This window comes from Nocardiopsis sp. NRRL B-16309 (assembly GCF_001279585.1).
Lineage (GTDB): Bacteria > Actinomycetota > Actinomycetes > Streptosporangiales > Streptosporangiaceae > Nocardiopsis.
Window position 1 is genome coordinate 425034 of the sequence record NZ_LGEC01000114.1, and the last position, 23386, is coordinate 448419.

General features: G+C 73.8%; 22 protein-coding genes and 1 pseudogene. 10 read left to right on the forward strand and 13 right to left on the reverse strand.

What is annotated here, in order from left to right:
* Window positions 1-115 precede the first annotated feature (115 nt).
* Window positions 116-469 (forward strand): hypothetical protein, encoded by a 354-nt coding sequence (locus tag ADL05_RS26585; RefSeq protein WP_053619754.1) that lies wholly within the window; start codon window positions 116-118, stop codon window positions 467-469.
* 429 nt (window positions 470-898) lie between these two features.
* A complete protein-coding gene (locus ADL05_RS26590) occupies window positions 899-3304 on the forward strand; it encodes a Tex family protein (protein WP_053619755.1) in 2406 nt (801 codons plus the stop codon).
* Between the two features lie 200 nt (window positions 3305-3504).
* Here the strand turns inward: ADL05_RS26590 and ADL05_RS26595 are convergent, their stop codons facing one another.
* The 3 genes from ADL05_RS26595 to ADL05_RS26605 form a co-directional block, all read right to left on the reverse strand.
* Window positions 3505-5532: a CocE/NonD family hydrolase gene (locus tag ADL05_RS26595; RefSeq protein ID WP_053619798.1), complete on the reverse strand. Its 2028-nt coding sequence runs from the start codon at window positions 5530-5532 to the stop codon at window positions 3505-3507.
* 16 nt (window positions 5533-5548) lie between these two features.
* Window positions 5549-6838 carry an acetyl-CoA carboxylase biotin carboxylase subunit family protein gene (locus ADL05_RS26600; RefSeq protein ID WP_053619756.1) on the reverse strand — a complete coding sequence of 430 codons (1290 nt, stop codon included), beginning with the start codon at window positions 6836-6838 and terminating at the stop codon, window positions 5549-5551.
* Between the two features lie 274 nt (window positions 6839-7112).
* The gene (locus ADL05_RS26605; RefSeq protein ID WP_053619757.1) at window positions 7113-8612 is read right to left on the reverse strand and encodes a carboxylesterase/lipase family protein; all 1500 of its coding nucleotides are present in this window, start codon (window positions 8610-8612) and stop codon (window positions 7113-7115) included.
* Between the two features lie 194 nt (window positions 8613-8806).
* Here ADL05_RS26605 and ADL05_RS26610 point away from each other — a divergent pair, with 194 nt between their 5' ends.
* On the forward strand, window positions 8807-9763 hold the full coding sequence (locus ADL05_RS26610) for an NADPH:quinone oxidoreductase family protein (protein WP_053619758.1): 957 nt from the start codon (window positions 8807-8809) through the stop codon (window positions 9761-9763).
* Window positions 9764-9891: 128 nt separating this feature from the next.
* On the opposite strand, the gene ADL05_RS26615 is transcribed toward ADL05_RS26610, so the two are convergent.
* Window positions 9892-10791, reverse strand: coding sequence for an LLM class flavin-dependent oxidoreductase (locus ADL05_RS26615; protein ID WP_053619759.1), 900 nt, complete (start codon window positions 10789-10791; stop codon window positions 9892-9894).
* 15 nt (window positions 10792-10806) lie between these two features.
* Complete coding sequence (locus ADL05_RS26620; RefSeq protein WP_053619760.1) at window positions 10807-11097, reverse strand: GNAT family N-acetyltransferase; 291 nt, start codon at window positions 11095-11097, stop codon at window positions 10807-10809.
* 147 nt (window positions 11098-11244) lie between these two features.
* Here ADL05_RS26620 and ADL05_RS26625 point away from each other — a divergent pair, with 147 nt between their 5' ends.
* The 4 genes from ADL05_RS26625 to ADL05_RS26640 are packed head-to-tail and all read left to right on the forward strand — an operon-like array spanning window position 11245 to window position 15011.
* Window positions 11245-12000, forward strand: coding sequence for an SDR family oxidoreductase (locus ADL05_RS26625; RefSeq protein ID WP_053619761.1), 756 nt, complete (start codon window positions 11245-11247; stop codon window positions 11998-12000).
* A 1-nt stretch (window position 12001) separates the two neighbouring features.
* A complete protein-coding gene (locus ADL05_RS26630; protein ID WP_053619762.1) occupies window positions 12002-12784 on the forward strand; it encodes an SDR family oxidoreductase in 783 nt (260 codons plus the stop codon).
* Complete coding sequence (locus ADL05_RS26635) at window positions 12781-13800, forward strand: phosphotransferase family protein (protein WP_053619763.1); 1020 nt, start codon at window positions 12781-12783, stop codon at window positions 13798-13800. The genes ADL05_RS26630 and ADL05_RS26635 overlap by 4 nt, the downstream gene beginning before the upstream one ends.
* Window positions 13800-15011: an acyl-CoA dehydrogenase family protein gene (locus tag ADL05_RS26640; protein WP_053619764.1), complete on the forward strand. Its 1212-nt coding sequence runs from the start codon at window positions 13800-13802 to the stop codon at window positions 15009-15011. Before ADL05_RS26635 ends, ADL05_RS26640 begins: the two co-directional genes overlap by 1 nt.
* A 59-nt stretch (window positions 15012-15070) precedes the next feature.
* On the opposite strand, the gene ADL05_RS26645 is transcribed toward ADL05_RS26640, so the two are convergent.
* The 3 genes from ADL05_RS26645 to ADL05_RS26655 all read right to left on the reverse strand — a co-directional run bounded on the left by ADL05_RS26645 (window position 15071) and on the right by ADL05_RS26655 (window position 16783).
* A complete protein-coding gene (locus tag ADL05_RS26645; RefSeq protein WP_053619765.1) occupies window positions 15071-15685 on the reverse strand; it encodes a TetR/AcrR family transcriptional regulator in 615 nt (204 codons plus the stop codon).
* Between the two features lie 162 nt (window positions 15686-15847).
* Window positions 15848-16303, reverse strand: a complete 456-nt coding sequence (locus tag ADL05_RS26650; RefSeq protein ID WP_053619799.1) for an HD domain-containing protein — start codon at window positions 16301-16303, stop codon at window positions 15848-15850.
* Window positions 16304-16369: 66 nt separating this feature from the next.
* Window positions 16370-16783: a VOC family protein gene (locus ADL05_RS26655; protein ID WP_053619766.1), complete on the reverse strand. Its 414-nt coding sequence runs from the start codon at window positions 16781-16783 to the stop codon at window positions 16370-16372.
* 76 nt (window positions 16784-16859) lie between these two features.
* On the opposite strand from ADL05_RS26655, the gene ADL05_RS26660 reads away from it, so the two are divergent.
* On the forward strand, window positions 16860-17450 hold the full coding sequence (locus ADL05_RS26660; protein ID WP_053619767.1) for a TetR/AcrR family transcriptional regulator: 591 nt from the start codon (window positions 16860-16862) through the stop codon (window positions 17448-17450).
* A 39-nt stretch (window positions 17451-17489) separates the two neighbouring features.
* Window positions 17490-17990: a GbsR/MarR family transcriptional regulator gene (locus ADL05_RS26665; RefSeq protein ID WP_053619768.1), complete on the forward strand. Its 501-nt coding sequence runs from the start codon at window positions 17490-17492 to the stop codon at window positions 17988-17990.
* A gap of 181 nt (window positions 17991-18171) precedes the next feature.
* Here the strand turns inward: ADL05_RS26665 and ADL05_RS26670 are convergent, their stop codons facing one another.
* The 4 genes from ADL05_RS26670 to ADL05_RS26685 are packed head-to-tail and all read right to left on the reverse strand — an operon-like array spanning window position 18172 to window position 22131.
* The gene (locus ADL05_RS26670) at window positions 18172-18978 is read right to left on the reverse strand and encodes an ABC transporter ATP-binding protein (protein WP_053619769.1); all 807 of its coding nucleotides are present in this window, start codon (window positions 18976-18978) and stop codon (window positions 18172-18174) included.
* Window positions 18957-20057, reverse strand: a complete 1101-nt coding sequence (locus ADL05_RS26675; RefSeq protein ID WP_053619770.1) for an iron chelate uptake ABC transporter family permease subunit — start codon at window positions 20055-20057, stop codon at window positions 18957-18959. The genes ADL05_RS26670 and ADL05_RS26675 overlap by 22 nt, the downstream gene beginning before the upstream one ends.
* Window positions 20054-21070, reverse strand: coding sequence for a FecCD family ABC transporter permease (locus ADL05_RS26680; protein WP_369800999.1), 1017 nt, complete (start codon window positions 21068-21070; stop codon window positions 20054-20056). The genes ADL05_RS26675 and ADL05_RS26680 overlap by 4 nt, the downstream gene beginning before the upstream one ends.
* A 20-nt stretch (window positions 21071-21090) precedes the next feature.
* Window positions 21091-22131, reverse strand: a complete 1041-nt coding sequence (locus ADL05_RS26685) for an iron-siderophore ABC transporter substrate-binding protein (protein WP_053619772.1) — start codon at window positions 22129-22131, stop codon at window positions 21091-21093.
* Window positions 22132-22430: 299 nt separating this feature from the next.
* Here ADL05_RS26685 and ADL05_RS26690 point away from each other — a divergent pair, with 299 nt between their 5' ends.
* Window positions 22431-23225 carry a cyclase family protein gene (locus ADL05_RS26690; protein ID WP_053619773.1) on the forward strand — a complete coding sequence of 265 codons (795 nt, stop codon included), beginning with the start codon at window positions 22431-22433 and terminating at the stop codon, window positions 23223-23225.
* Between the two features lie 22 nt (window positions 23226-23247).
* On the opposite strand, the pseudogene ADL05_RS30890 reads toward ADL05_RS26690, so the two are convergent.
* Window positions 23248-23386: pseudogene (locus ADL05_RS30890) on the reverse strand (ATP-dependent Clp protease ATP-binding subunit ClpX); the annotation flags it as partial.

Below are 23386 nucleotides of genomic sequence, written 5' to 3' on the forward strand. Positions count from 1 at the left end.
GTCACGCCGACCGCGATCCGGAAGCCGAGCAAGATTCCGGTCGACCGGCCCATGAGTGACAATGGGATCCAGCCCACGGCTGGGCGCGTGGGGGGACTAGGAAGGGAGCCACCCGATGGATCCGGTGTCATTGGTACTCGGCGCGGCCATCGCACTCGGCGGATTCGCCTTCGGCCGCCTCGCCACCAGGCGGCAGGCACGCGAGTCCCTCGAACGGCAGCGCCAGCAGGAGCGGGCCCGCGTCCTGCAGGGCGGGCAACAGCCGCCGCAGCCCCTGTGCGGCTGCGGGCACCACCTGGTCTTCCACGACAAAGAGACCAAGAAGTGCCAGACCCAGGTGGTCATCCCCGGCCGCTGGACGGGACAGCCCAGCTCCACCTACCGCCAGTGCATGTGCCAGGGCTACCGCGGCCCCATCCCGCTGGACGAGTACTACGCTCCCGACCTGGCCGAGGGCAACAACCCCTGACGCCCGGGCCCGGCACCGCGCCGCGCCGGGGACCCGCGCGGCTCCGGTCCCCGGGCCGCCGCCGACCGCTTCCGGCCCCGACCTCACTCCCCGTGACGACGCCCGCCCCGAACGACGCCCGACCGCAAAGACGCGCCCCGCCCCGGCCGCCCGCGCGCCCGGTTCTCGGCGTCCCGACCGCGCGACCCGCCCACCTCCGCACCCGGGACGCGTTCACGCCCCCGGTGCGGGACCCTGGGACACGGGGACGGACGGGCCATCCCACCGGCCCCAGGACCCGACCAGACACGGGGCACGGGGGCGACCGGGTCATCCCACCGCACCCCAGGACCCCACCAGACGCCGGACACGAGGACCGCGGGGATGACATTGTCACCGCCCGGCACGAGAATGTCCCCGCACCGACAGCCAGAGAGTGGACTCTAACCAGTGACGACCCCTGCGACACCCACGATCGACCAGCGCATCGCCGAGGAACTCGGTGTGGGCGCGCACCAGGTCCGCGCCGCCGTCGACCTCCTCGACGGCGGGTCGACCGTGCCCTTCATCGCCCGGTACCGCAAGGAGGCGACCGGAACGCTCGACGACGCCCAGCTGCGCGCGCTGGAGGAACGCCTGCGCTACCTGCGCGAACTGAGCGAGCGCCGGGCCGCGATCCTGGAGTCGATCAGCTCCCAGGGCAAACTGGACGCCGAGCTGAAGGCGCGCATCAACGCCGCCGACTCCAAGGCCCGTCTGGAGGACATCTACCTCCCCTACAAGCCCAAGCGGCGCACCAAGGCCCAGATCGCGCGCGAGGCGGGTCTGGAACCCCTGGCCGACGCACTCTTCGACGACCCCGGCCAGGACCCCCAGGAGACCGCCGCCGCCTACGTCGACGCCGACAGGGGCGTGGCCGACGCCAAGGCCGCCCTGGACGGCGCCCGCTCCATCCTCGTGGAGCGCTTCGCCGAGGACGCCGACCTCACCGGCCACCTGCGCGAGCGCCTGTGGGAGAAGGGGCGCCTGGGATCCACGGTCCGCGAGGGCAAGGAGGAGGCCGGAGCCAAGTTCGCCGACTACTTCTCGTTCTCCGAGCCCCTCACCGCGCTCCCCTCCCACCGCGTCCTGGCCATGTACCGGGGCGAGAAGGAGGAGGTCCTCACCCTCAACCTGGAGCCCGAGGAGCCGCCCGCCGACCTGCCCGACGGCACCACTCCCCGCAGTTCATACGAGAACGCCATCGCCGCGCACTTCGGCATCGTCGACCGCGGGCGCCCGGCCGACCGCTGGCTCCAGGACACCGTGCGCTGGGCCTGGCGCACCCGCATCCTCGTGCGCCTGGACATCGACGTGCGCATGCGCCTGTGGCAGCAGGCCGAGGACGACGGCGTCAACGTCTTCGCCGCCAACCTGCGCGACCTGCTCCTGGCCGCGCCCGCCGGCAGCCGCGCGACACTGGGCCTGGACCCGGGCCTGCGCACGGGCGTGAAGGTCGCCGTGACCGACCGCACCGGCAAGGTCGTGTCCACCGACACGATCTACCCGCACGCGCCGCGCCGCGACTGGGACGGCTCGATCGACCGGCTCGCCAAGCTCTGCGCCGCCCACGAGGTCGAACTCGTCGCCATCGGCAACGGCACCGCCTCCCGCGAGACCGATCGCCTGGCCGCCGACCTCCTCCAGCGCCACCCCGAGCTCAAGCTCACCAAGGTGATGGTCTCCGAGGCCGGCGCGTCGGTGTACTCGGCCTCCGCCTACGCCTCGGAGGAACTGCCCGACCTGGACGTGTCCCTGCGCGGCGCGGCCTCCATCGCCCGCCGCCTGCAGGACCCGCTCGCCGAGCTGGTCAAGATCGACCCCAAGTCGATCGGCGTGGGCCAGTACCAGCACGACCTCGCCGAGGCCAAGCTGTCGCGCTCCCTGGACGCCGTGGTCGAGGACTGTGTGAACGGCGTGGGCGTGGACGTCAACACCGCCTCGGTGCCGCTGCTGACCCGGGTGTCTGGCGTGACCTCCACGCTGGCCCGCAACATCGTCGCGCACCGCGACGCCAACGGCCCCTTCCGCACCCGCGAGGCACTGCGCTCGGTCCCCCGCCTGGGCCCCAAGGCGTTCGAGCAGTGTGCCGGGTTCCTGCGCGTCAACGGCGGCGACGACCCCCTGGACGCGTCAGCCGTCCACCCGGAGGCCTACCCCGTCGTCCGCCGGATCCTGGCGCGGGTCGGTACCGACCTGCCGTCGCTGATCGGCGACAAGGCGGCCCTGTCCGCGATCCGCCCACAGGACTTCGTCGACGACACGTTCGGTCTGCCGACGGTCACCGACATCCTCGCCGAACTCGACAAGCCCGGCCGCGACCCGCGCCCGGCCTTCACCACCGCCACCTTCAAGGAGGGCGTGGAGAAGCTGGACGACCTGGACCCGGGGATGATCCTGGAGGGCGTGGTCACCAACGTCGCCGCCTTCGGCGCGTTCGTGGACGTGGGCGTGCACCAGGACGGGCTCGTGCACGTCTCGGCGCTGTCCCACGACTTCGTCAAGGACCCGCGCGACGTGGTCAAGTCCGGCGACATCGTCAAGGTCAAGGTGCAGGAGGTCGACACGGCCCGCAAGCGCATCTCGCTGACCATGCGCCTGGACGACGAGGCCCCCTCCGGCGAGGACCGGCGCGGCGGCGGCCGCGGCGACGGGGGTGGCAAGGGCCGCCCTCAGGGCAAGGGCAAGGGCAAGGGCAAGGGCGGCCAGGGCCAGGGGAGCAACCGCGGCGGACGCGGCGGCCAGGGCGGGGGCCGCGACGCGGCGCCCTCGGGCGCGATGGCCGACGCGCTGCGCCGCGCGGGCCTGGGCCGCTAGACGACCGCGACCACGGTCGCGTTCACGGCCGTGACCGCTGAGGCGGCCGGGACCACGGTGTCTCGGCCGCCGGACCCCGGCACGGATCCGGATCCGGTCCGCCCGTGCGGCGACCGCCCTCACGAGACGCGCCGGGCGGCCCGGACACAGCCCGGTGCGCCCACGCGCCCCGACCACGACCGCCAGCCCGCCCGTGCGCCTCAGACGCAGTCGCGCGGGATCACCGACGTGTAGATCTTCGTCGCCACGCGCCGCTCGCCCTCATAGGCGTCGATCGTCGCGTGCAGGTGGAAGTCGGTGGCCGTCGATGTCAGCACCGTGCGCGTGGTCGTGCTCACCGACCAGTCCCCGCGGGCGAACCCCATGTTCCACACGGTCTCGCCCCGCACCGAGTCGTAGTCGTTGCCGACCCAGCTGTAGTCCTCCTCCGCCCGCCGGGTCACCTCCAGTCCGATGTCGTCGAAGGACACCGTCCCCAGGTCCTTGACCACGTTCAGCGACGCCTTGTACCGCACCAGGTCGTGGGACAGGTCCCAGCGCTGCTCGCCCGGCTCGATCTGGGTGGTCGGGATCGGGGCCGTGCCCTCGGGCTCCCCGAAAGGCTCCGGGACCCCGTCGTCGGCCTCCGCCGGACGCACCGGGAGCCGGACGCGGGTGTGCTCCCCCGGGTACACCGCCAGCGTGACCGGCTCTGGAGAGGGCCAGGCCAGCGGCCAGTAGGAGGTCGACACCGCGATCCGCATCCGGTTCCCGGCCGGGAACGCCTGGGCCACGCCGTTCAGCGGCACCGACACCCGGTACCTGCGTCCCGGCTCCAACCGCTCCGGCGCCTCGTGCCCCCGGGCGTGGGTGAGGTTGAGCAGCCCGTAGGTCACCCGGGTGGCCTCCCCCTGGGGCGTGACGTCGCACAGGCGCACCGCGATCATCGCCACCGGACGGTCCACCGACAGCTCCAGGTCGACCATCACCGATCCCAGGATCTCCACCCGCTCGGGCAGCGGCCTGCTGTCGAAGACCATCGACCCGCCGTCGTCCTCGCGCTGGTCGTAGGGCAGGTCGGGCGGCGCGTTGTAGGAGCACCACTTGCCGGCGTGCTGCCCGGTCGACAACGGGGAGGTCAGGGTCGACACCGACTCGGGCTGCGGCGACTCCCCCTCCCCCAGTACCCGCCCGCTCCCCATGGCGCGGGAGACCTCGATCAGGTCCGGCGAGGGCCACCGCCGCGCGCTGACCCAGCGGCCCGGCCGTTTCTCGTAGGCGGTGGACGGCGTCACGCTCTCCTGCATCCACGCCCGAAGCGCGGGCGCTTCCATCACGCCGTTGTCCACCCCCTTGAGCCAGTGGTCCCACCAGCGCACCATCTCCTGCAGGAAGCCGATGGCGGGCCCCGGCTGCCCCAGGTGGGGGTACTTGTGCGACCACGGGCCCAGCAGGCCCAGGCAGGGCGACCGCAGCCGTGCCAGCAGGCGGAAGACGCTGTTGGAGTACCCGTCGGCCCACCCGCTGACCGCCATCACCGGGACCTCGACGGCGTCGAGGTCCTCGGCGACCGAACCGTGCTTCCAGTACTCGTCCCGGTGCTGGTGGCGCAGCCACGTGTCGAGCCACAGCCCGCTGCCCTCCAACCGCTCGTGCCACATCTTGCGCCACTTGCCCCCCACGAGTTCGGGGTCGGGCGGGCAGGAGTTGTAGGCGAACATCGTCGAGGCCCAGGACAGGTTGTCCCCGAGCAGGCACCCGCCCATGTAGTGCACGTCGTCGCTGTAGCGGTCGTCCGTCGAACACGCCGAGACGATCGCGCGCAGGCTCTCCGGCCGCCGCGCGGCCACCTGCAGGGCGTTGAACCCGCCCCAGGAGATCCCCATCATCCCGGTGCGGCCGTCGCACCAGGGCTGTTCCGCCAGCCAGGCCAGCACCTCCTCGGCGTCCAGCAGTTCGCGCTCCAGGTACTCGTCGGTGAGCACGCCCTCGGAGTCGCCGCTGCCCCGCAGGTCCACCCGTGCGCACGCGTACCCGTGTCCGGCCATGTAGGGGTGGTGGACCGAGTCGCGCTGGGCGGTCAGGTCCCGGCGGCGGTAGGGGATGAACTCCAGCACGGCGGGCACGGGGCGGTCGTCGCTGTCCACGGGCCGCCAGATCCGCGCGGCGAGCCGGACACCGTCGCTGATGGGGATCTGGACGTACTCGTCCTCGCGGACGTCGTTGGGCAGGTCGGTGACGGTTCGCATCGCGTCCGGTCCCTCCTCACTCTCGCGCCCGGTCGTCGGCACCGCGGATCGTGAAGGGGAGCTCCCCCGCACACTCGCGGTACCTGCGCTCGCACTCGTCGATGTCCCGGGCTCCCACGATCACGTGGGCCAGTTCGAAGCTGTAGCTGTCCTGGATGGGCAGGTCCGAGAGCCAATCGCCCTCCTCCGCCACCACGTCCACCCAGGCGTCGGGTGCCCGTGCCCGCGCGCGGGCCACGTCCCGCTCCGTGGGCGCGCGCTCCACGAAGCCGTCGCCGAAGCGGCGCATGAACCACTTGGCGGCCACCTCGTACTCCCCGCCGCGCACCACCTCGGGCTCCTGCCCCAGGGCCAGGCGCAGGCAGATCTCGTGGTTGGAGACCCCGTTCACGAGTTCGAGCATGCGCGCGTGCGACTGGGAGTGCCGCGGGTTGATCTCCACGAGCGTGATGGCGCCGCTCTCCGGCTCGTGGAAGTACTCGATGTTGAACGTGGTGTCATTGAGCCCGACCCGCGCGATGACGCGCTCGCTCAGGTCGGTCAGGCGCTCCTGGGCCTCCTCGGACACGCGCGAGGGGTACTCGTAGCGCAGGAAGCTCGACGTGCCGGGGTAGTTCGGGGAGTCGATGATCGCGTACACGTGGGGAGTCCCGTCGCGGACGTAGCCCTCCACGGTGAGCTGGTCGCCGACGGCCTCCTCCTCGGCCAGCGCGGCGGTGCCCCCCGCCTCCTCGACGTCCCGCGGCAGCCTGATCCGGTCCATCGCCCACTGGAAGGCGTCGCCGATCCGCCCGGCGCCCTCCCTGATCTCGCCCATGGCCTCCGCGAACCCGGCGTCGTCGGTGACCCGGAAGGCCAGCTCGGAGGAGAAGGACTTCACTGGCTTGACCCAGAGCGGGTAGGACAGGTCCGCCGGTTTGGCGGTCTCGTCCAGATCGACCTCGGCGAAGCGCGGCACGGCCTCGGGGATGACCGCGCGCTGCTCCAGGCGGCTCCAGTACTTGTGCTCGCACCGCACGACCGACTCCAGGGACGTGGAGCGCAGGCCGCGCGGCGCGCACAGCAGCGGCACCAGCGAGCTCACCGGGAAGTCCCAGTAGCCGATGACGGCGTCGACCGTCCCCTCGAAGGAGTCCAGGCGCCGCTCCGCCAGCGCGAGCAGGGCGGGCATGTCCACCTCGTGCTCCTGGCCGAGCTCCTCCCAGCCGAGCAGCGGCCGGAAGCGGTAGCCGTCGGCACCGGGCAGGGACTCCAGCACGTCGAGGTTCTGCTCGTCCAGGCCCAGGACGAACACGTTCCTGGTCATCGCACACCTCCGACAGGGGGCTGTCGTCGGCGGCCGCGCCCGGCGGACGCGCGGGTCACCGGGCGCCGACCGGTCCGGCCCCCTATCTGAGACGGTGCCCAGTGAGTCGGTCCCGCCCTCATGCTCGCGGGGAATTCCCCAGGTTTTACCGCGGGATGACCGCCCCGGGTCGCGAAGCCCAGGGCCGCACCGACCCGGGCCGCGAGGCCGGGGGCGCGAGGCCGGGGGGCGCGAAACCCCGGGCCGCGAGGCCCGGGGCCGTCACCACGACCGGTCACCGGGGCGAGAACGCCGCCTCGGCCCACAGGTCGCGCAGCGGGGACTCGTCCGTGGCGTGCAGTTCGTCGACGGTGTCCCACACCTTGACCGCGGTGGCCTCTCGCGTCACCGCGGGCCAGCCCGGGTCGCCCGAGGCGGCGAAGTCCCGCCAGGCGGCGACCATCCGGTCCGAGAGCCGTCGGTGCCCGGGCTCGGGCGGTCCGTCCAGCAGGAACCGGCCGAAGTCGGTGTCCAGGTTCCCGAACGCGAACGGCAGGTCCAGGGCGTGGCAGGCGCCCAGGCTCCCGCCCATCGCCGGGCTGCGGAAGCCGAGCCGGAAGAAGTGCGCCCGGCCGCCCGCCGCCGCGTGCGCCTCGGCCAGGACCACCGTGTACTGGGCGAACAGCGCGTCGCCCATGATGGCGCTGTACAGGTCGCGGGGCTCGGCGTCGGGTCGGACCCGGCGGTAGCGGGCCAACGCGTCCGGCGGCAGGCCCACCTGCGCGGCCGTGGCCTCCAGAGCGGCGTCGCCGTCGATCTCCACGCTCTGGCCGAGCTCGGTGAACAGGCGGTACTCGTCGGCGTTGTGCCCGAGCAGCACGTCGATGCCGGCGGCGCCACCCTTGGCCACCGCCTCCAGCGGCGGCTCGGGCAGCTCCGGCCCGCCGACCACCGGGGCGTAGCAGGTGAACGGCTTGACCTTCACCCCCGGTCCGCGCGGGGGCGCGGCCAGGACGGCGTCGGTGGCCTCCAGCAGGCGCTGGGGCGGCAGCTCCGCCAGCGCGTCGGCGTCCAGCGGGACGCCGGCGGCCTCGGCGACGCGCTCCGACACGCGCCGCGCGGTCTCCACGGACAGGTGGTCCGCGGGCACGCTGTGCGCGATGACGCGGCGGAAGAGGCCCTTGGCGGCCGGGGAGGCCATGAGGCACAGCACCGATCCCGCCCCCGCCGACTCCCCGGCCACGGTGACGTTGCCGGGGTCGCCCCCGAAGGCGGCGATGTTGTCCCGCACCCAGCGCAGCGCGGCGGCCTGGTCGAGCAGGCCCCGGTTGTCGGGGCGTCCGGGCACGTGGCCGAAGCCCTCGAACCCCAGGCGGTAGTTGACGCTGACCACGACCAGGCCGCTCTCGGCGAGCCGGGTGCCGTCGTAGGTGGGCTCGGAGGCGGCCCCGACGATGTAGGCGCCGCCGTGGATCCACACGAGGACGGGGGCGCGGTCGCCCTCACGGGCGGCGGTCCACACGTTGAGCACCAGGCAGTCCAGCGGGGTGTCGGGGCTCCACGCGGCGGCGCCGATCATCTGGGCGCCCTGCGGCGCGGGCGGGCCGAAGTCCACGCACTCGCGCACGTCCGTCCAGGCCGGTGCGGGGGCCGGCGCGGCGAAGCGGTGGGGACCGAAGGGCGCGGCGGCGTAGGGGATGCCCCGGTAGGCGGTGACCGCACCGCTGTCCGAGCGCGAGGAGGCCACCCCGCGAATACTCCCGCCGGTGGTCGTCACGGTCTGTTCTGCGTCCACGAGTTCCTCCCAGGAGATCCGTGCCCCCTACCTAACAACGTTAGGTAACCCTGCGCAAGACCCGGAAGCGATCCCGCCCGGCGGCGGCGCGACCGCGCGCCCCTCCACCCTGGTGACCACGGGCCCGGTGCCGTACCATCCGGTAACATACCACCCGGTCGGTATGACCACACGAACGACGAAGGGGCTTGCCCATGCGCGCCATCCAGATCACCGAGTTCGGCGGACCCGAGGTCCTCGTGCCCACCGAACTGCCCGACCCCGAGCCGGGCCCCGGCCAGATCCTGATCGACGTCGCGCGCGCGGGCATCAACTACGCGGACACCCACCAGGCGGAGAACAGCTACCTGGCTCCCTCGTCCCTGCCCATGGTGCCGGGCGCCGAGGTCGCGGGCCGCGCGCCCGACGGCCGCCGCGTCGTCGCCCTGACCTCCGGGGGCGGCTACGCCCAGCGCACCGCGGCCGACCCGGCGATGTGCTTCGACATCCCCGACGACGTCTCCGACGAGGCCGCGCTGGCCCTGGTCGTCCAGGGCGCCACCGCGTGGGTCCTGCTGCGGCGCACCGCCCGCATGGACCCGGGCGAGTCCGTGGTCGTGCACGCCGCGGCCGGCGGCGTGGGCACGCTCGCCGTCCAGCTCGCGAAGGCCTTCGGCGCCGGCCGGGTCATCGCCGTGGCCAGCAGCGAGGCCAAGCGCAAGTACGCGCTCGACCTGGGCGCCGACGCCGCCGTGGACTCCGCCGCCCCCGACATGACCGCGGCGCTCATCGAGGCCAACGAGGGCAGGCGCGTCGACATCGTCCTGGACATGGTCGGCGGCCGGGTGACCGACGAGAGCGTGCGCGCCCTGGCCCCGTTCGGCCGCCTGGCCTTCTACGGGATGGCCTCGCGCGAGGCGCCCAAGCCCGTCCAGCTGCCCAACCTCATGCGCTTCTCCACGACCGTGGGCGGCATGTGGCTCCCGCACGCCTGGCTGCTGCCGGGTGACGTGGTCGGCCAGGCGATGGGCGAGCTGATGGCGATGGTGAGCGACGGGCGGCTGCGCCCCGTGCTCGGCGAGTGCTACCCGCTGTCCGAGGCGCGCCGGGCGCACGAGGCACTGCGGGCCCGCGGCACCATCGGCAAGCTCACCCTCGACCCCTCGGCGTAGGACGGGCCCGGCCGTCCGTGCGCCCGCGGCGTCCGTGCGCCCTCGGCGCCCGTGCGCCAGGGGCCACCGCGCTCCACCGGCCGCGCGGGCGCCGCGGACCGCCGGAGCCGGTGCGGCCGGGCGGCCCGTCAGGACCGCTCGGCCGCCACCGCCGCGCGCACGGCCGGGGCGACCTCGGCCGCGAACAGCTCGACCTGCCGTACGGGCTCCTCGGCGGGGCCGAAGACGAAGGTGTCCATGCCGTGGACCAGCACCAGCTCGGTGAGCTGCTCGACCCACTGCTCGACGGGGCCGTCGAGGAACCCGCGGGAGGCGCCGCCGGTGATGGTGCCCCACACGTTGTAGGCGCGCCGGATCGACGCCGGGTCGCGCCCGACCCGGGCCGCGCCCGCGTCGATGCGCGCCTGCATGTCGCGCAGCCGGTCCGGGCCGGCGTATCCGCTGGAGGGGAGCCACCCGTCGGCCATCCGCCCCAGCGCGTCGAGCAGCCGCGGCCCGAGCACGCCCAGCCAGATCCCCATGTCGTGGACCGGTCTGGGCCCCGGTTTGACCCCCGCGAGCCGGTAGTGCCTGCCCTCGTAGCGCACCGAGCGCGCCTCCGACCACAGCAGGCGCACGACCTCGACCGCCTCGATCAGGGCGTCGGCGGCCTCCCTCGGGCCGCGCCGCGGCCCGCCCATGGCCACCACCGCCTCCCAGAACGCCCCGGCGCCCAGGCCGAGCTCGAATCGGCCCCCGGAGAGCACGTCCAGGCTGGCCGCGGACGTGGCGATGACCGCGGGCGGGCGCAGCGGCAGGTTGGCCACGTCGGGGAAGACGCGCAGCCGCTCGGTGCGCGCCAGGACGGTGGCCATCAGGGTCCACGTGTCCAGGTGCCGGCGCTGGTAGGGATGGTCCTGGAACCCGGCGAACTCCAGCCCGCCGTGCTCGGCCGCGGCGATCACGCCCCACAGTTCGCGCAGGGACCCGGCGTCGGCGTTCGGGGACGGGAACACCCCGAACTCCACCTCGCGTCCGTAGTCGGTCATCCGGACTCCCCTCCCCTACTCGGCCGACCCGTACACGAGGTCGGCGTAGTCGCGGTGTCTCTGGATCCAGCCCTTGACGAACGGGCACAGCGGCAGCACCTTCAGTCCGCGCGAGCGCACGTCGTCCAGCGCCGCGCGCACCAGGGCGCCGCCCAGCCCCCGGCCCTCGAAGGCGGGATCGACCTCGGTGTGGGTGAAGGTGACGAGGCCGTCGGTGAGGATGTACTCGGCGAATCCGGCCACCTTCCCGTCCGCCGTGATCTCGTACCGGCGCCGCTCGCGTGCGTCGACGACGTCGTTGGCCATGGGGTCTCCCACTGTCGGTCTCGGTCGCGGGCGTCCGTCCCGCACCGCCATTCTCGCCCCCTGACCGGGACCCGCCCCCTTGCGGCACGCACCCGCCGAGACATAGAGTCTTCCCTGCATACCGACCAGTCGGTCTAAGGAGAACGTATGACTTCCCGGTTCGGCGGCCGTACCGCCATCGTCACCGGAGCGAGCCGGGGCATCGGCCTGGCCATCGCCCGGCGACTCGTCGACGAGGGCGCCCGCGTCTGCGTCACCGCGCGCAAGCCCGAGCCCCTGGCGGAGGCCGTGAAGGCCCTCGGCGGACCCGAGCACGCGATCGGCGTGGCGGGCGGCGCCGACAAGCCCGATCACCAGGACGAGGCGATCGCCGCGACCCTGGAGGCCTTCGGCAGCGTCGACCTCCTGGTGAACAACACGGGCATCAACCCCGTCTACGGCCGCATGGTCGACCTCGACCTGTCCGCGGCCCGCAAGATGGTGGAGGTCAACGCGCTCTCCGCGATCGGGTGGGTCCAGCGGGCGCACAAGGCCTGGATGGCCGAGCACGGCGGCGCCATCGTCAACGTGTCGTCGGTCGCCGGGACCAAGCCCGCCCCCGGCATCGGCTTCTACGGCGCCACCAAGGCGATGCTGAGCCACATCACCACCGAGCTCGCCCTCGAACTCGCGCCCGGCGTGCGCGTCAACGGGGTCGCCCCCGCCGTGGTCAAGACCAAGTTCGCCACCGCCCTGTACGAGGGCCGGGAGGAGCAGGTCGCGGCCGGCTACCCCCTGGGCCGCCTCGGCGTCCCCGAGGACGTCGCCGGCGCCGTCGCCTTCCTGCTCTCCGAGGACGCCGCCTGGGTCACCGGCCGCACCCTGGTCCTGGACGGCGGCACCACTCTCACCGGAGGCGTGTGACATGGACCTGAACAACACCGGAGCCGTCATCACCGGGGCCGGCAACGGCATCGGCGCCGCGCTCGCCCGCCGGCTGGCCGGTGAGGGCGCCCGCGTCGTCGTCAACGACCTGGACGTGGGCGCGGCCGAGGCCGTGGCCGCCGAGATCGGCGGGATCGCCGTGCCGGGCGACGCCGCGAGCGAGGACGGCGTCACCGCACTGATCGCCGAGGCCGGCGCCCACCTGGGCGCGATCGACCTGTACGTGGCCAACGCCGGGGTCGGCACCGGCGGTTTCCAGGACGCTCCCGAGAGCGACTGGGACCTGTCCTGGCAGGTCAACGTCATGGGCCACGTGCGCGCCGCCCGCGAGCTGGTGCCCGGCTGGCTGGAGCGCGGCCACGGCCGGTTCGTCTCGACCGTCTCGGCCGCGGGCCTGCTCACCATGCTCGCCAGCGCGCCGTACTCGGTGACCAAGCACGCCGCCCTGGCCTTCGGCGAGTGGCTGTCGGCCACCTACGGCGACCGCGGGATCACCGTCCAGTGCGTGTGCCCGCTGGGCGTGCGCACGAACATGCTGGACTCCTCCGGCGAGGTCGGCAAGGCGCTGATGGACGCGAGCGCCATCACCCCCGAGGAGGTCGCGGACGCTGTCATGGCGGGCCTGGCCGACGAGCGCTTCCTCATCCTGCCGCACCCCGAGGTCGCCGACTACTACGCGGCCCGGGCCGCCGACACCGACCGCTGGCTGTCGGGCATGCGGCGCCTGCGGTCCAAGGTGTTCGCCGAGGAGGGCAACGAATGAGCGGTGACCTGCCCGGCCTGGACCTGGACCGGCTGCGCACCCATCTCGAAGGGGCCGTCCCCGGCCTGGTCTCGGGCCCGCTGAGCGGCGAGGTCGTGGCGGGGGGCAAGTCCAACCTGACCTACACCGTCACCGACGGGACCGGCCGGTGGGTGGTGCGCCGCCCGCCGCTGGGCCACGTCCTGGCGACGGCGCACGACATGCCGCGCGAGTACCGCGTGATGACGGCGCTGCGCGACACCCCCGTCCCCGTGCCGCGGACCTACACCCTGTGCGAGGACACCGAGGTGCTCGGCGCTCCCTTCTACGTGATGGAGCACGTCCCGGGCACGCCCTTCCGCACGAGCGCGGAGATCGCGCCGCTGGGCGCCGCGGGCGTCCGGTCGGTGGCCGAGGAGCTGGTCGCCACCCTGGGCGCCCTGCACGAGGTGGTGCCCGAGGAGGTCGGACTGGGCGACTTCGGCCGCCCCGCGGGCTTCCTCGAACGCCAGGTGCGGCGCTGGGGCAAGCAGCTGGCGGCCTCGCGCAGCCGCGACATCCCCGGGATCGACGAGCTGCACGAGCGCCTCGCGCGGACGCTGCCGGAGCAGTCGGCCCCCGGGATCGTGCACGGCGACTACCGGCTGGACAACGTGCTGGTCAGCCCCGAGGGCAAGCTCAACGCGGTCCTGGACTGGGAGATGGCCACGCTGGGCGACCCGCTGGTCGATCTCGGCCTGATGCTGGTCTACCGCGACCAGCCCACGGACGTCGGCGGGGCCTCGGCACCCGCCACCTCGGCGGAGGGATTCCCCTCCTCCGCCGAACTGGTGGAGCTCTACACCGCCGCGACCGGGCGCGACGTCTCCCGGCTCGGCTGGTACGTGGCCTTCGGCTGCTTCAAGCTGGCCGTGATCGCCGAGGGCATCCACCTGCGCCACAGCAAGGGGCTCACGGTAGGGGCGGGTTTCGACCGGATCGGCGAGATGGTCGCCCCCCTGGTCCGACGCGCCCACGCCACTCTCAAGGAGGACTGATGGACTTCGCCTACGACAAGGAGACCGAGGAGCTGCGCGAGAAGCTCCTCGGTTTCATGGACGAGCACGTCTACCCGGCCGAAGCGGTCCTGGAACAGCAGCGCGCCGAGCTCCCCGACCCCTGGGCCACGGCGCCGATCGTCTTCGAGCTGCAGGCCAAGGCGCGCGAGCTGGGCCTGTGGAACCTGTTCCTGGCCGGCCACCCCGAGCACGGGGGCCTGCCCAACCTCCGCTACGCCCCCCTGGCCGAGATCACCGGGCGCAGCCCGCGCCTGGCCCCCATCGCGCTCAACTGCGCCGCGCCCGACACCGGGAACATGGAGGTGCTGACGATGTTCGGCACCCCCGAGCAGAAGAAGCGGTGGCTGGACCCGCTGCTGGACGCGAGCATCCGCTCCGCGTTCGCGATGACCGAGCCGGCCGTGGCCTCCTCCGACGCCACCAACATCGGCACCACGATCGTCCGCGACGGCGACTCCTACGTCGTCAACGGGCGCAAGTGGTTCATCACGGGCGCGCTCAACCCCGCGTGCGAGATCCTCATCGTCATGGGCAAGACCGACCCGGACGCCGAGCGCCACCGCCAGCAGAGCATGGTGCTGGTCCCGCGCGACACCCCGGGCGTGCGGGTCGAGCGCGGCATGATGGTGTACGGCTACGACGACAGCGACCACGGCGGGCACGCCGAGGTCGTCTTCGACAACGTGCGGGTGCCGGCGGAGAACCTCATCGGCGGCGAGGGCGAGGGCTTCGCGATCGCCCAGGCGCGGCTGGGGCCGGGGCGCATCCACCACTGCATGCGCGCGATCGGCATGGCCGAGCGGGCCCTGGAGCTCACCTGCCGCCGGGTCCTGGACCGGGTGGCGTTCGGCCGTCCGCTGGCCGACCAGGGCGTGGTGCGGGAGTGGATCGCCGAGGCGCGCGTGCGCATCGAACAGGTGCGCCTGCTGGTGCTCAAGACGGCCTACCTGATGGACACGGTCGGCAACAAGGGCGCGCACACCGAGATCCAGGCGATCAAGATCGCCACGCCGCGTGCGGTGGAGTGGATCCTGGACAAGGCGATCCAGGCCCACGGCGCGGCCGGGGTGAGCCAGGACGTGCCGCTGGCCGCCTGGAGCGCGGCCGTGCGGACGCTGCGCCTGGCGGACGGGCCGGACGAGGTGCACCTGCGCTCGCTGGCCCGCGCCGAGCTGCGCAAGTACGCCTGATCCCGGTGTGCGGGCGGGGCCGGGGAGCGCTTTGGCGGCGCTCCCCGGCCCCGCCCGTGTCAGGAGCGCGGCCGCAGGCTCGTCAGGAGCAGCTCGGAGAAGTGGCGGGCCACGTCCTCCCCGGTGAGCGGGCCGTCCTTGCGGTACCAGGTGCCCAGGTGGTGCACCGAGCCGAAGAAGTAGTCCACGACCAGGTCGGCGGGCACGTCGTCGCGGAAGACGCCCTCGCTCTGGCCCTGCTGGACGAGGTCGCGGAAGAGCTCGTGGTAGCGGCGCCGCTCGGCGCGCACCGTCTTGCGCTTGGTCTCGCCCAGCTGGTGCATGGAGCGGAAGAAGATGACGGTGTCGTCCAGGTTGGCGACGCTGGTGACGATGACGTCGGCGGCCGCGGCGCGCAGGCGGTCGGCGACGGGCTCCTCACGTGCGGCGATCTGCTGCAGGTGCTCGGTCTGCATGCGCAGGACCCGGGCGTAGACCTCGTACAGCAGGTCGTCCTTGGATCCGAAGTAGTGGTACATCGCGCCCTTGGTCACCCCGGCCGCGACCACGATCTCCTGGACCGACGTGCTCTCGAAGCCTCGCTCGGCGAACAGCCGGGTGGCCGCACCGAGCAGGCGTTCGGGAACCGACCCCCCGTCCGTCCCGTTCCCCGCCGTTCGCTGTCCTCGCGCCATGCCCGTCCTCGCTTCGTACCCCGACGCGCCCCCGCCGGGGGCTTGGTCATCGGGACAGCATACCGACCGGCTGGTACCCCAGGGAGGGATACGGACCAGGCCGCCGCGTGACTCCGCGCTCATCGGCCGGGGCGGTGGAGGGATGCTCGCGCCCGCGCGGGCTCACGCGGGGCCGCCGGGCTCACGCGGGGCCGCCGCCAGCAGCGTCTCACGGGCGCGGGCGTACTTGGCGCGCAGGCGCTCGGCCTGGGCCGCGGGCAGGGCCGCCAGGCGCTCCTCGTCGGCGTTGTGCGCGTTGTCGGCGAGCTTGACCAGCCGGCCGAGCGGATCGGCCGCGGCCCGGCGGACGAGGTCGTCGTAGGACTCCCCCGGGCGGCGCGTGACCGCTTCGACCGCCGCGACCACCGCCTCGGGGCAGCCCCGCGCCCGCAGGTCACCGGCGGTGAGCCGGGTGTCCTCCAGCACGTCGTGCAGGACGCCGGCCATCTGGGCGAGCTCGCCGTGCCCGGCCAGCCGGTCGCGCACGGCCAGGACGTGTTCGGCGTAGGGGCGCCCGGCCTTGTCGGCCTGGCCCTCGTGCGCCCGCTCGGCCAGTGCGGTGGCCTCGTCCAGTGTCATCGCCACGCGGACCCCTTCCCGTCGATTCTCCCAGTGTGGCGCCCCGCGCGGGCTCCGCGCTCCCCGTCACCGGACATAGGCGTCGGCGTACTCGGCGGAGGGGGGAACGGGGGTGATGACGTCGATCAGCACGCCGTCCGGGTCGGCGACGATGAAGTGGCGCTGGCCGAAGTCCTCGCTGCGCAGCTCCAGTTCGGGGCGAAGGCCCTCACCGACGACGAGCCGCTCCCACTCGGCGTCCACGTCCTCCACCTCGACGTTGAGCAGGAGGCCGCGGACGGGGTGGCGGTAGGCGGCCGGGAGCGTGGGGTGGGTGTGGTCGAGCAGGGCCAGTTCCAGGTCGGGCGGGCCGGGTCGGCGCAGGCTCACGTACCAGTCGGCGGCGAAGGTCTCCTCGAAGCCGAACAGGCGGGTGTAGAACTCGCGCGACTCCGCCAGGCGGGCCGTGCACAGGACGGGATAGAAGCCGGTCGGCGTCATGGGTGGACCCTTTCACATACTGTCGGTATGTGAAAGTACGCTAGTGACGTACCGCCGGTATGTCAATGGAGGACCGATGGCCACGAACGCACGTGCCGAGCAGCGCGAGCGGACCCGCAGGACCCTGGTCGCGCACGGCCGCCGGCTCTTCGCCGAACGCGGCTACGCGGACGTGGGGCTGGCCGAGGTCGTCGCTGCCGCCTCGGTGACCAAGGGCGCGCTCTACCACCACTTCACGGGCAAGGCCGACCTGTTCCGCGCCGTCCTCGACGAGGTCCAGGGCGAGGTGGCGGACGCGGTGGCCGCGCGCGCCGACGCCCGCGAGGACCCCTGGGACCGGCTCACGGCGGGCTGCCGGGCCTTCCTCACCGCGAGCACGGCACCGGACGTCCAGCGGATCATGCTCGTCGACGGGCCGGCGGTCCTGGGGTGGAGCGAGTGGCGCGCCCTGGACGAGGCCTCCTCCGCGCGGCACCTGCACGAGGCGCTGAGCGCCCTGGTGGCTGCGGGCGTCCTGCCCGAGCAGCCGGTGGCACCCGTGGCCCGCCTGCTGTCCGGGGCGATGAACGAGGCGGCCCTGTGGCTGGCCGGCTCCCCCTCCCCGACCGGGCTGGAGGACGTGTGGGCGGCGCTCTCGCGCATGCTGGAGTCGCTGCGCGCCGACTGAGGTACCGGTCCGCGCCCGCCGAACGCTATCGTGACGGGCATGTCGGAGACCTCGCAAACCGAGACCCCACAGGCGGATCAGGAGTTCCGGGCCGACTTCGTCCGCCGCTTCTCCGAGTTCTGGCAGTCCCAGGGCCGCCCCCGCGCCGAGGGGCGCATCGTGGGATTCCTGCTGGTCGCCGACCGGGAGGCGGTCGGCGCCGAGGAGGTCGCCGAGGGGGCCGGGGTCAGCCGGGGATCGGTCTCGGAGTCCGTGCGCCGCCTGCGGGACCTGGGGTTCGTGACGCTGGTCGAGGCGCCCGACCGGCGTTCCCGGCTGATCACCATGGACGAGGACGTGTGGGGCGGCTTCCTGCGCAACGAGCGCGGCTACCTGCGCGACCAGCGCGATCTGGCCGCGTCGGCGCTGGAGCGCCTGCCGCACCTGGGCGCGCCCGCGCGCACCAGGCTGCGCAACATGCACGACTACATGGCCTGGCTCGACGACTACCACGACACGCTCCTCGCCCACTGGGAGGAGTACAAGGCGCGCCGCGACTGAGCCGACCCGGTCGCGGCCGGCCGAACCGGACGGGACCGGCCGGGGCTCACGCGCCCTCTCGTACGAGGTCGGCCGCGGTGCCGGCCGCACGGGACGGGCGGAGACCGGGACGGGCGGGGCTCAGCCCCTCCGGTGTGCGGTGACCGGCGGTCGGTGTGCACGAGCCGGACGGGTCCGGGGCTCAGGCCCTCTCGTGCGGGATGACCAGCGGTGTCCGCGTGCGCGGGTCCGGCACGACGTCGCAGGGCAGCCCGAACACCGCCTCCACCAGCTCAGCGGTGACCACTGAGCCGGGCGGACCGTCGGCGACCACTCGCCCGCCGCTCATCATCACCAGCCGGGTCGCGAACCGGGCGGCCTGCGCCAGGTCGTGCAGGACGGCGACGACCGTGCGGCCGCCCCGGTGCAGGGCGGCGAACAGCTCCAGCAGGTCGTACTGGTGGGCGATGTCCAGGAAGGTGGTGGGCTCGTCCAGCAGCAGGACCCCGGTGTCCTGGGCCAGCACCATCGCCACCCACGCCCGCTGGCGCTGACCGCCCGAGAGCGCGCCCACCTGCGAGTCCGCCAGCGCGGTCAGGCCGGTGAGCTCCAGGGCCCGGCCGATCGCCTCCTCGTCCTCGGGGCTCCACTGCCGCAGCAGGGTCCGGTGCGGGAAGCGGCCCCGGGCGGCCAGCGCGCGCACGGTGATGCCCTCGGGGGCGATCGGGCTCTGCGGCAGCAGCGCGAGCCTGCGGGCGACCGCCTTGGCGCGCTGCGCGCGGATGTCGGCGCCGTGGAGCAGCACCCGGCCCGCCGTCGGCGCGTTGACCCGCCCCAGCGCCTTGAGCAATGTGGACTTGCCGCACCCGTTGGGGCCGACGATGACCGTGAACTCGCCCTCGGCCACCGCCAGGTCCAGCTCGTGCACGACCGGCTCGCCTCCGTACCCGAGCGTCAGGCCCTCCGCCGCCAGGACAGGTCCCTCGTTCACAGCTTTCCCCTTCGCCATTCTCTGATGAGCAGGTAGCCCAGGTAGACGCCGCCGAAGCCCAGGGTGAACAGGCCCACCGGCAGGCCGTTGCCGATCGGCGACTGCTGGACGGCCAGGTCGGCCAGGACCAGCAGGAGGGCACCGACCACGGCGGCCACGGCCAGGTTGGGCCCGGGGGCGCCGGTCGTCCTGCGCGCGATCTGCGGCGCGGTCAGGGCGACGAACGCGATCGGCCCGGCGACGCTGACCGCGGCGGCGGTGAGCACGACCGACAGGCTGATCGCGGCCGTGCGGGTGGACCGGGCGCGCCCGCCCAGGGCGTCGGCGAGCTCGTCGCCCATCTCGTTCACCGCGACCGCGCCGGCGATCAGCAGGACCAGCGGCACCGCCAGGACGAGGACGCCCCAGATGACGGCGGCGTGCTCCCAGGAGCGGGCGCCCAGGCTGCCGTACAGGTAGGAGTGGAGGACGCTGGCCTGGTCGCGGGCCATCACCGAGACCACGAACTCGCTGACGGCGTGCGCCATCGCCGCCACGCCGATCCCGGCGATGATCAGGCGTCCGGGGTGGCGCAGCCCGGTCCCGGTGGCGGTGGCCACGATCACCATGGCCAGGGCCGCCCCGCCCAGGGCACCCAGGGGCACGGGCACGATGCCGGGCAGTACCAGCGCGGCGATGGCCGCGCCCGCTCCGGCGCCGGCGCCCAGGCCGATCACGTCGGGGCTGCCCAGCGGGTTGCGGGTGACGGACTGGAAGAGCGCCCCGGCCAGGCCGAGGGCGGCGCCGGTCCCGGCGGCCACGGCCAGGCGCGGGCCGCGCAACCGGTCCAGGACGAAGGTCTCGGTGGCCTCGCCTCCGCCGGCGACCACGGTGGGCAGCCGGGTCAGCGGAACGCCCAGGCGGCCCAGGCTCAGGGTGGCGGCCGCGGCGGCGGCCAGCAGCACGAGCAGGACCGCGGCGACCAGCAGGGAGCGCGGGTGGACGGGCAGTGCCACCGCGCGGCCCAGCCGGAGGACGCGCTGCCCGGACGCCGCGCGATCCGGGGCGGTGGCCGGTTCGGCCGCCGACGCGCGGCGGGTGGACAGGGCCGGTCTCATGTGGTCTCCCGCATGCGGCGGACGGCGTACAACAGGACGGGGGCGCCCACGAACGCGGTGACGACGCCGACCATGAGCTCGGTGGGGCGGACGATCGTGCGCGCCACGACGTCGGCCACCAGGAGCAGGGTCGGGCCGGCCAGGAGCGCGAAGGGGACCTGGGCGCGAAAGTCCACGCCCACCAGGGCGCGCACCACGTGCGGGACGGCCAGGCCGACGAAGGCGATGGGGCCTGCGGCCGCGGTGGCGCCGGCGGCCAGCACCGTGGCCGCCAGGAGCCCGCCCGAGCGCACCCACGCGGTGTTGGCGCCGGTGGCCACGGCCGCCTCCTCGCCCAGGGCCAGGGCGTTGAGCCCGCCGGAGACGGCCAGGCCCAGGGCGGTTCCCGCGGCCACGACCGGCAGGACGGAGACGACGACGTCGAAGTCCCGGCCGGCGAGCGAGCCGACCACCCAGTGGCGGTAGCTGTCGAAGACGTCGGGGAAGGTCAGCCCGAGGGCCTGGACGTAGGCCGTGAGCACGGCCGAGACCACCGCTCCCGCCAGCACCAGGCGGACCATGCCGCCGTCGCCGCCCCGGCTGCCCACGGCGTGCGCGGTCAGTCCGGCCAGGACGGCTCCGGGCAGCGCCCACCACACGGTCGCCGTGACCGACGTGGGGCCGAGCACGGCGGTGGCGGTCACCACCGCGGCGGCGGCGCCCGCGTTGACGCCCAGGAGCCCGGGGTCGGCGAGCGGATTGCGGGTCACGCCCTGCATGAGGGTGCCGGACAGCGCCAGCGCCGCCCCGGCGACGATGCCCAGGACGGTGCGGGGGTAGCGGCTCTCCACCACCGTGGCGGTGAAGCCGTCGGCGTCGCCGGTCAGGACCCGCCACACCTCCAGGGGCGTGGTGGGCTTGCTGCCCAGGACGAGGCTGAGGAGGACCGCCCCCGCCAGCGCCGCCGCACCCGCGCCGATCACGGCGAGGGTGCGGGCGGGCCGGGTCCGGGGCGGTGTCGCGATGGTCTTCACGGTCACCCGGTCGGTCGGTGTCAGTCGTCGAGCTGCGCGGCGGCCTCGTCGATGAGGGGGACGTAGCGCTCCAGCACCCACGGGACGGTCAGCGGGTTGATGATGGAGGAGGCGGTGACGAAGGAGGGGTCGTCACTGGCGACCACGGAGCCGCGCTCGATGGCGGGGATGGCGCCGTACAGGTCCTGCGCCTCGATCTCGGCGCGGGTCTCGGGGTCGCTGTAGAACGTGAAGACGAGGTCGCTGTCGGCGATGGTGTCGGCGTTCTCCAGTCCGATGACGGCCGAGTCGGTGCCCTCGGTCTCGGGCAGGTCCTCCACGACCGGGTCGACGGTCAGGCCGAGCCCCCGCACCATGGCCACGCGCTGCTCGTCGGGCAGGAACACGCCGAGCGTGCCCGGGCCGTCGGTGTAGATGTAGGAGAAGGTCAGGTCGGCGAAGTCCGGGTTGGCCTCCGCGGCCTCGGCGAACCGCCCCTCGATGTCCTCGATGAGCCCGGCGGCCTCCTCCGGCTGGCCGAGCGCCTCGCCGATGATCTCGATCTGCTGGTCCCAGTCGGTGCTCCAGGGCAGGTCGGGGTAGGCGACCGTGGGGGCGATGTCGGTCAGGACGTCGTACTGCTCCTGGGTGACACCGGACCAGGGGGCGAGGATGACGTCGGGTTCGAGCTCGATGATCGCCTCGAAGTCGATGTCGTCGGCTCCGGCGAACTGGGCGGGCAGTTCCTCGCCCGACTCGGTGACCGCCTCGTGGATCCACGGCAGGTAGCCGGTGTCGTCGCTGCCCCACTCGTAGCTCTCGATGCCCACGGGCACCACGCCGAGGGCGATCGAGGTCTCGGTCGAGCCCTGGCCGAGGGTGACCACGCGCTCGGGCTGCTCGGGGATCTCGGCGGTGCCGAGGGCGCTGTCGATGCTCACCGGGAAGGCTCCGTCGGCGGTGCCGCCGCCCTCGCCCCCGGTGTCCTCCGCGCTGTCCGCGCCGCAGGCGGCCAGGCCCAGGGCCAGGAGGGTGGTCAGTCCGAGGCCGCCGACGCGGCGGAGGGTCGAGGTCGAGTCCATGGTTGAGGCTGCTTTCTTCGTCATGAGGGAGTGGCCGCGTCGTACCCCGCGGGCCGATCCGTGCGGGGGAGGGTGACCCCAGGGGGCACACGGACGCATGGGACACACGGACACCACGGGAGAATTCCGGCGAACGAAGGTTAGTCTAACCTCACCTCCAGCTCATTTCAAAAATTCTGAACCCCACCGGCCCCGCTGGGACCGCACGCGACCGCGGGATCCCCTGCTCCGCCGCGCGCCCGGGTTGCGGCGCCGCCCGGCGGAGGATACGCAAGGGGGACGACGACGAAGGGGTGGGTATGTGCCTGAACGGAACCGGTGAGACCGTCCGCTCACGCGGTGGGGCAGCGGCCCCGGCCGGTGCGCGCACCGCGCCGGCCGCTCCAGGACCCGCGGGGTTCCGGCACGTGGCGGACCTGAGCCATGTGGTCTCCCCGGCCATGCCGGGCTGGGACGACGACAAGCCGCGGCGTGAGACGCTCGCCGGGCCCGCTCCGGACGGCGAGTTCGGCTTCTACCTCCAGAGGTGGACGTTCAGTGAGCACACCGGCACCCACCTGGACGCGCCGGGCCACGTGATCGGCGGCGGCCGCATGGTCCCCGACATCCGCCCGGAGGAGCTGGTGGTCCCGGCCGCGGTGATCGACATCCGCGCCCGCGCGGCCGAGGACCCGGACACGGCGGTGACCGTGGACGACGTCCTGGCGTTCGAGAAGGCGCACGGCGAGATCCCGCCCGGCGCGGCCGTGCTGATGAACTCGGGCTGGAGCGAGCGCTGGGAGCGCGGGGACGAGGCGGTGCGCGGGGTGGCGGAGGACGGCTCGTGGCACTTCCCGGGCTTCGGGCCGGAGGCCTGCGAGTTCCTGGTCTCCCGCCGGGCGATCACCGGGGTGGGCGTGGACACGCTCAGCACCGACCCGGGGAACTCGGCGGACTTCCCCGCGCACGAGGTCGTCGGCCGGGCCGACCGCTGGGGGCTGGAGGCCCTGACCGGCCTGGACCGGCTGCCGCCGACCGGCGCCCTGCTCAGCGTCGGCGTCCTGCCCGGCCTGGACGCCTCCGGCGGCCCCAGCCGCGTCCTCGCCCTCTGGTGACCCCCGCGACCGCCCGGACCACTCAGGCGGAACGCCGGTCCGACTCCTCGTCCGGCGGCGTGCGCGGCACGATCGTGGGGTTCACGTTGTCGATCACCGTCTCCCGCGTAATGATCACCTGACCCACATCCTCACGCGAAGGCACCTCATACATCACCGAC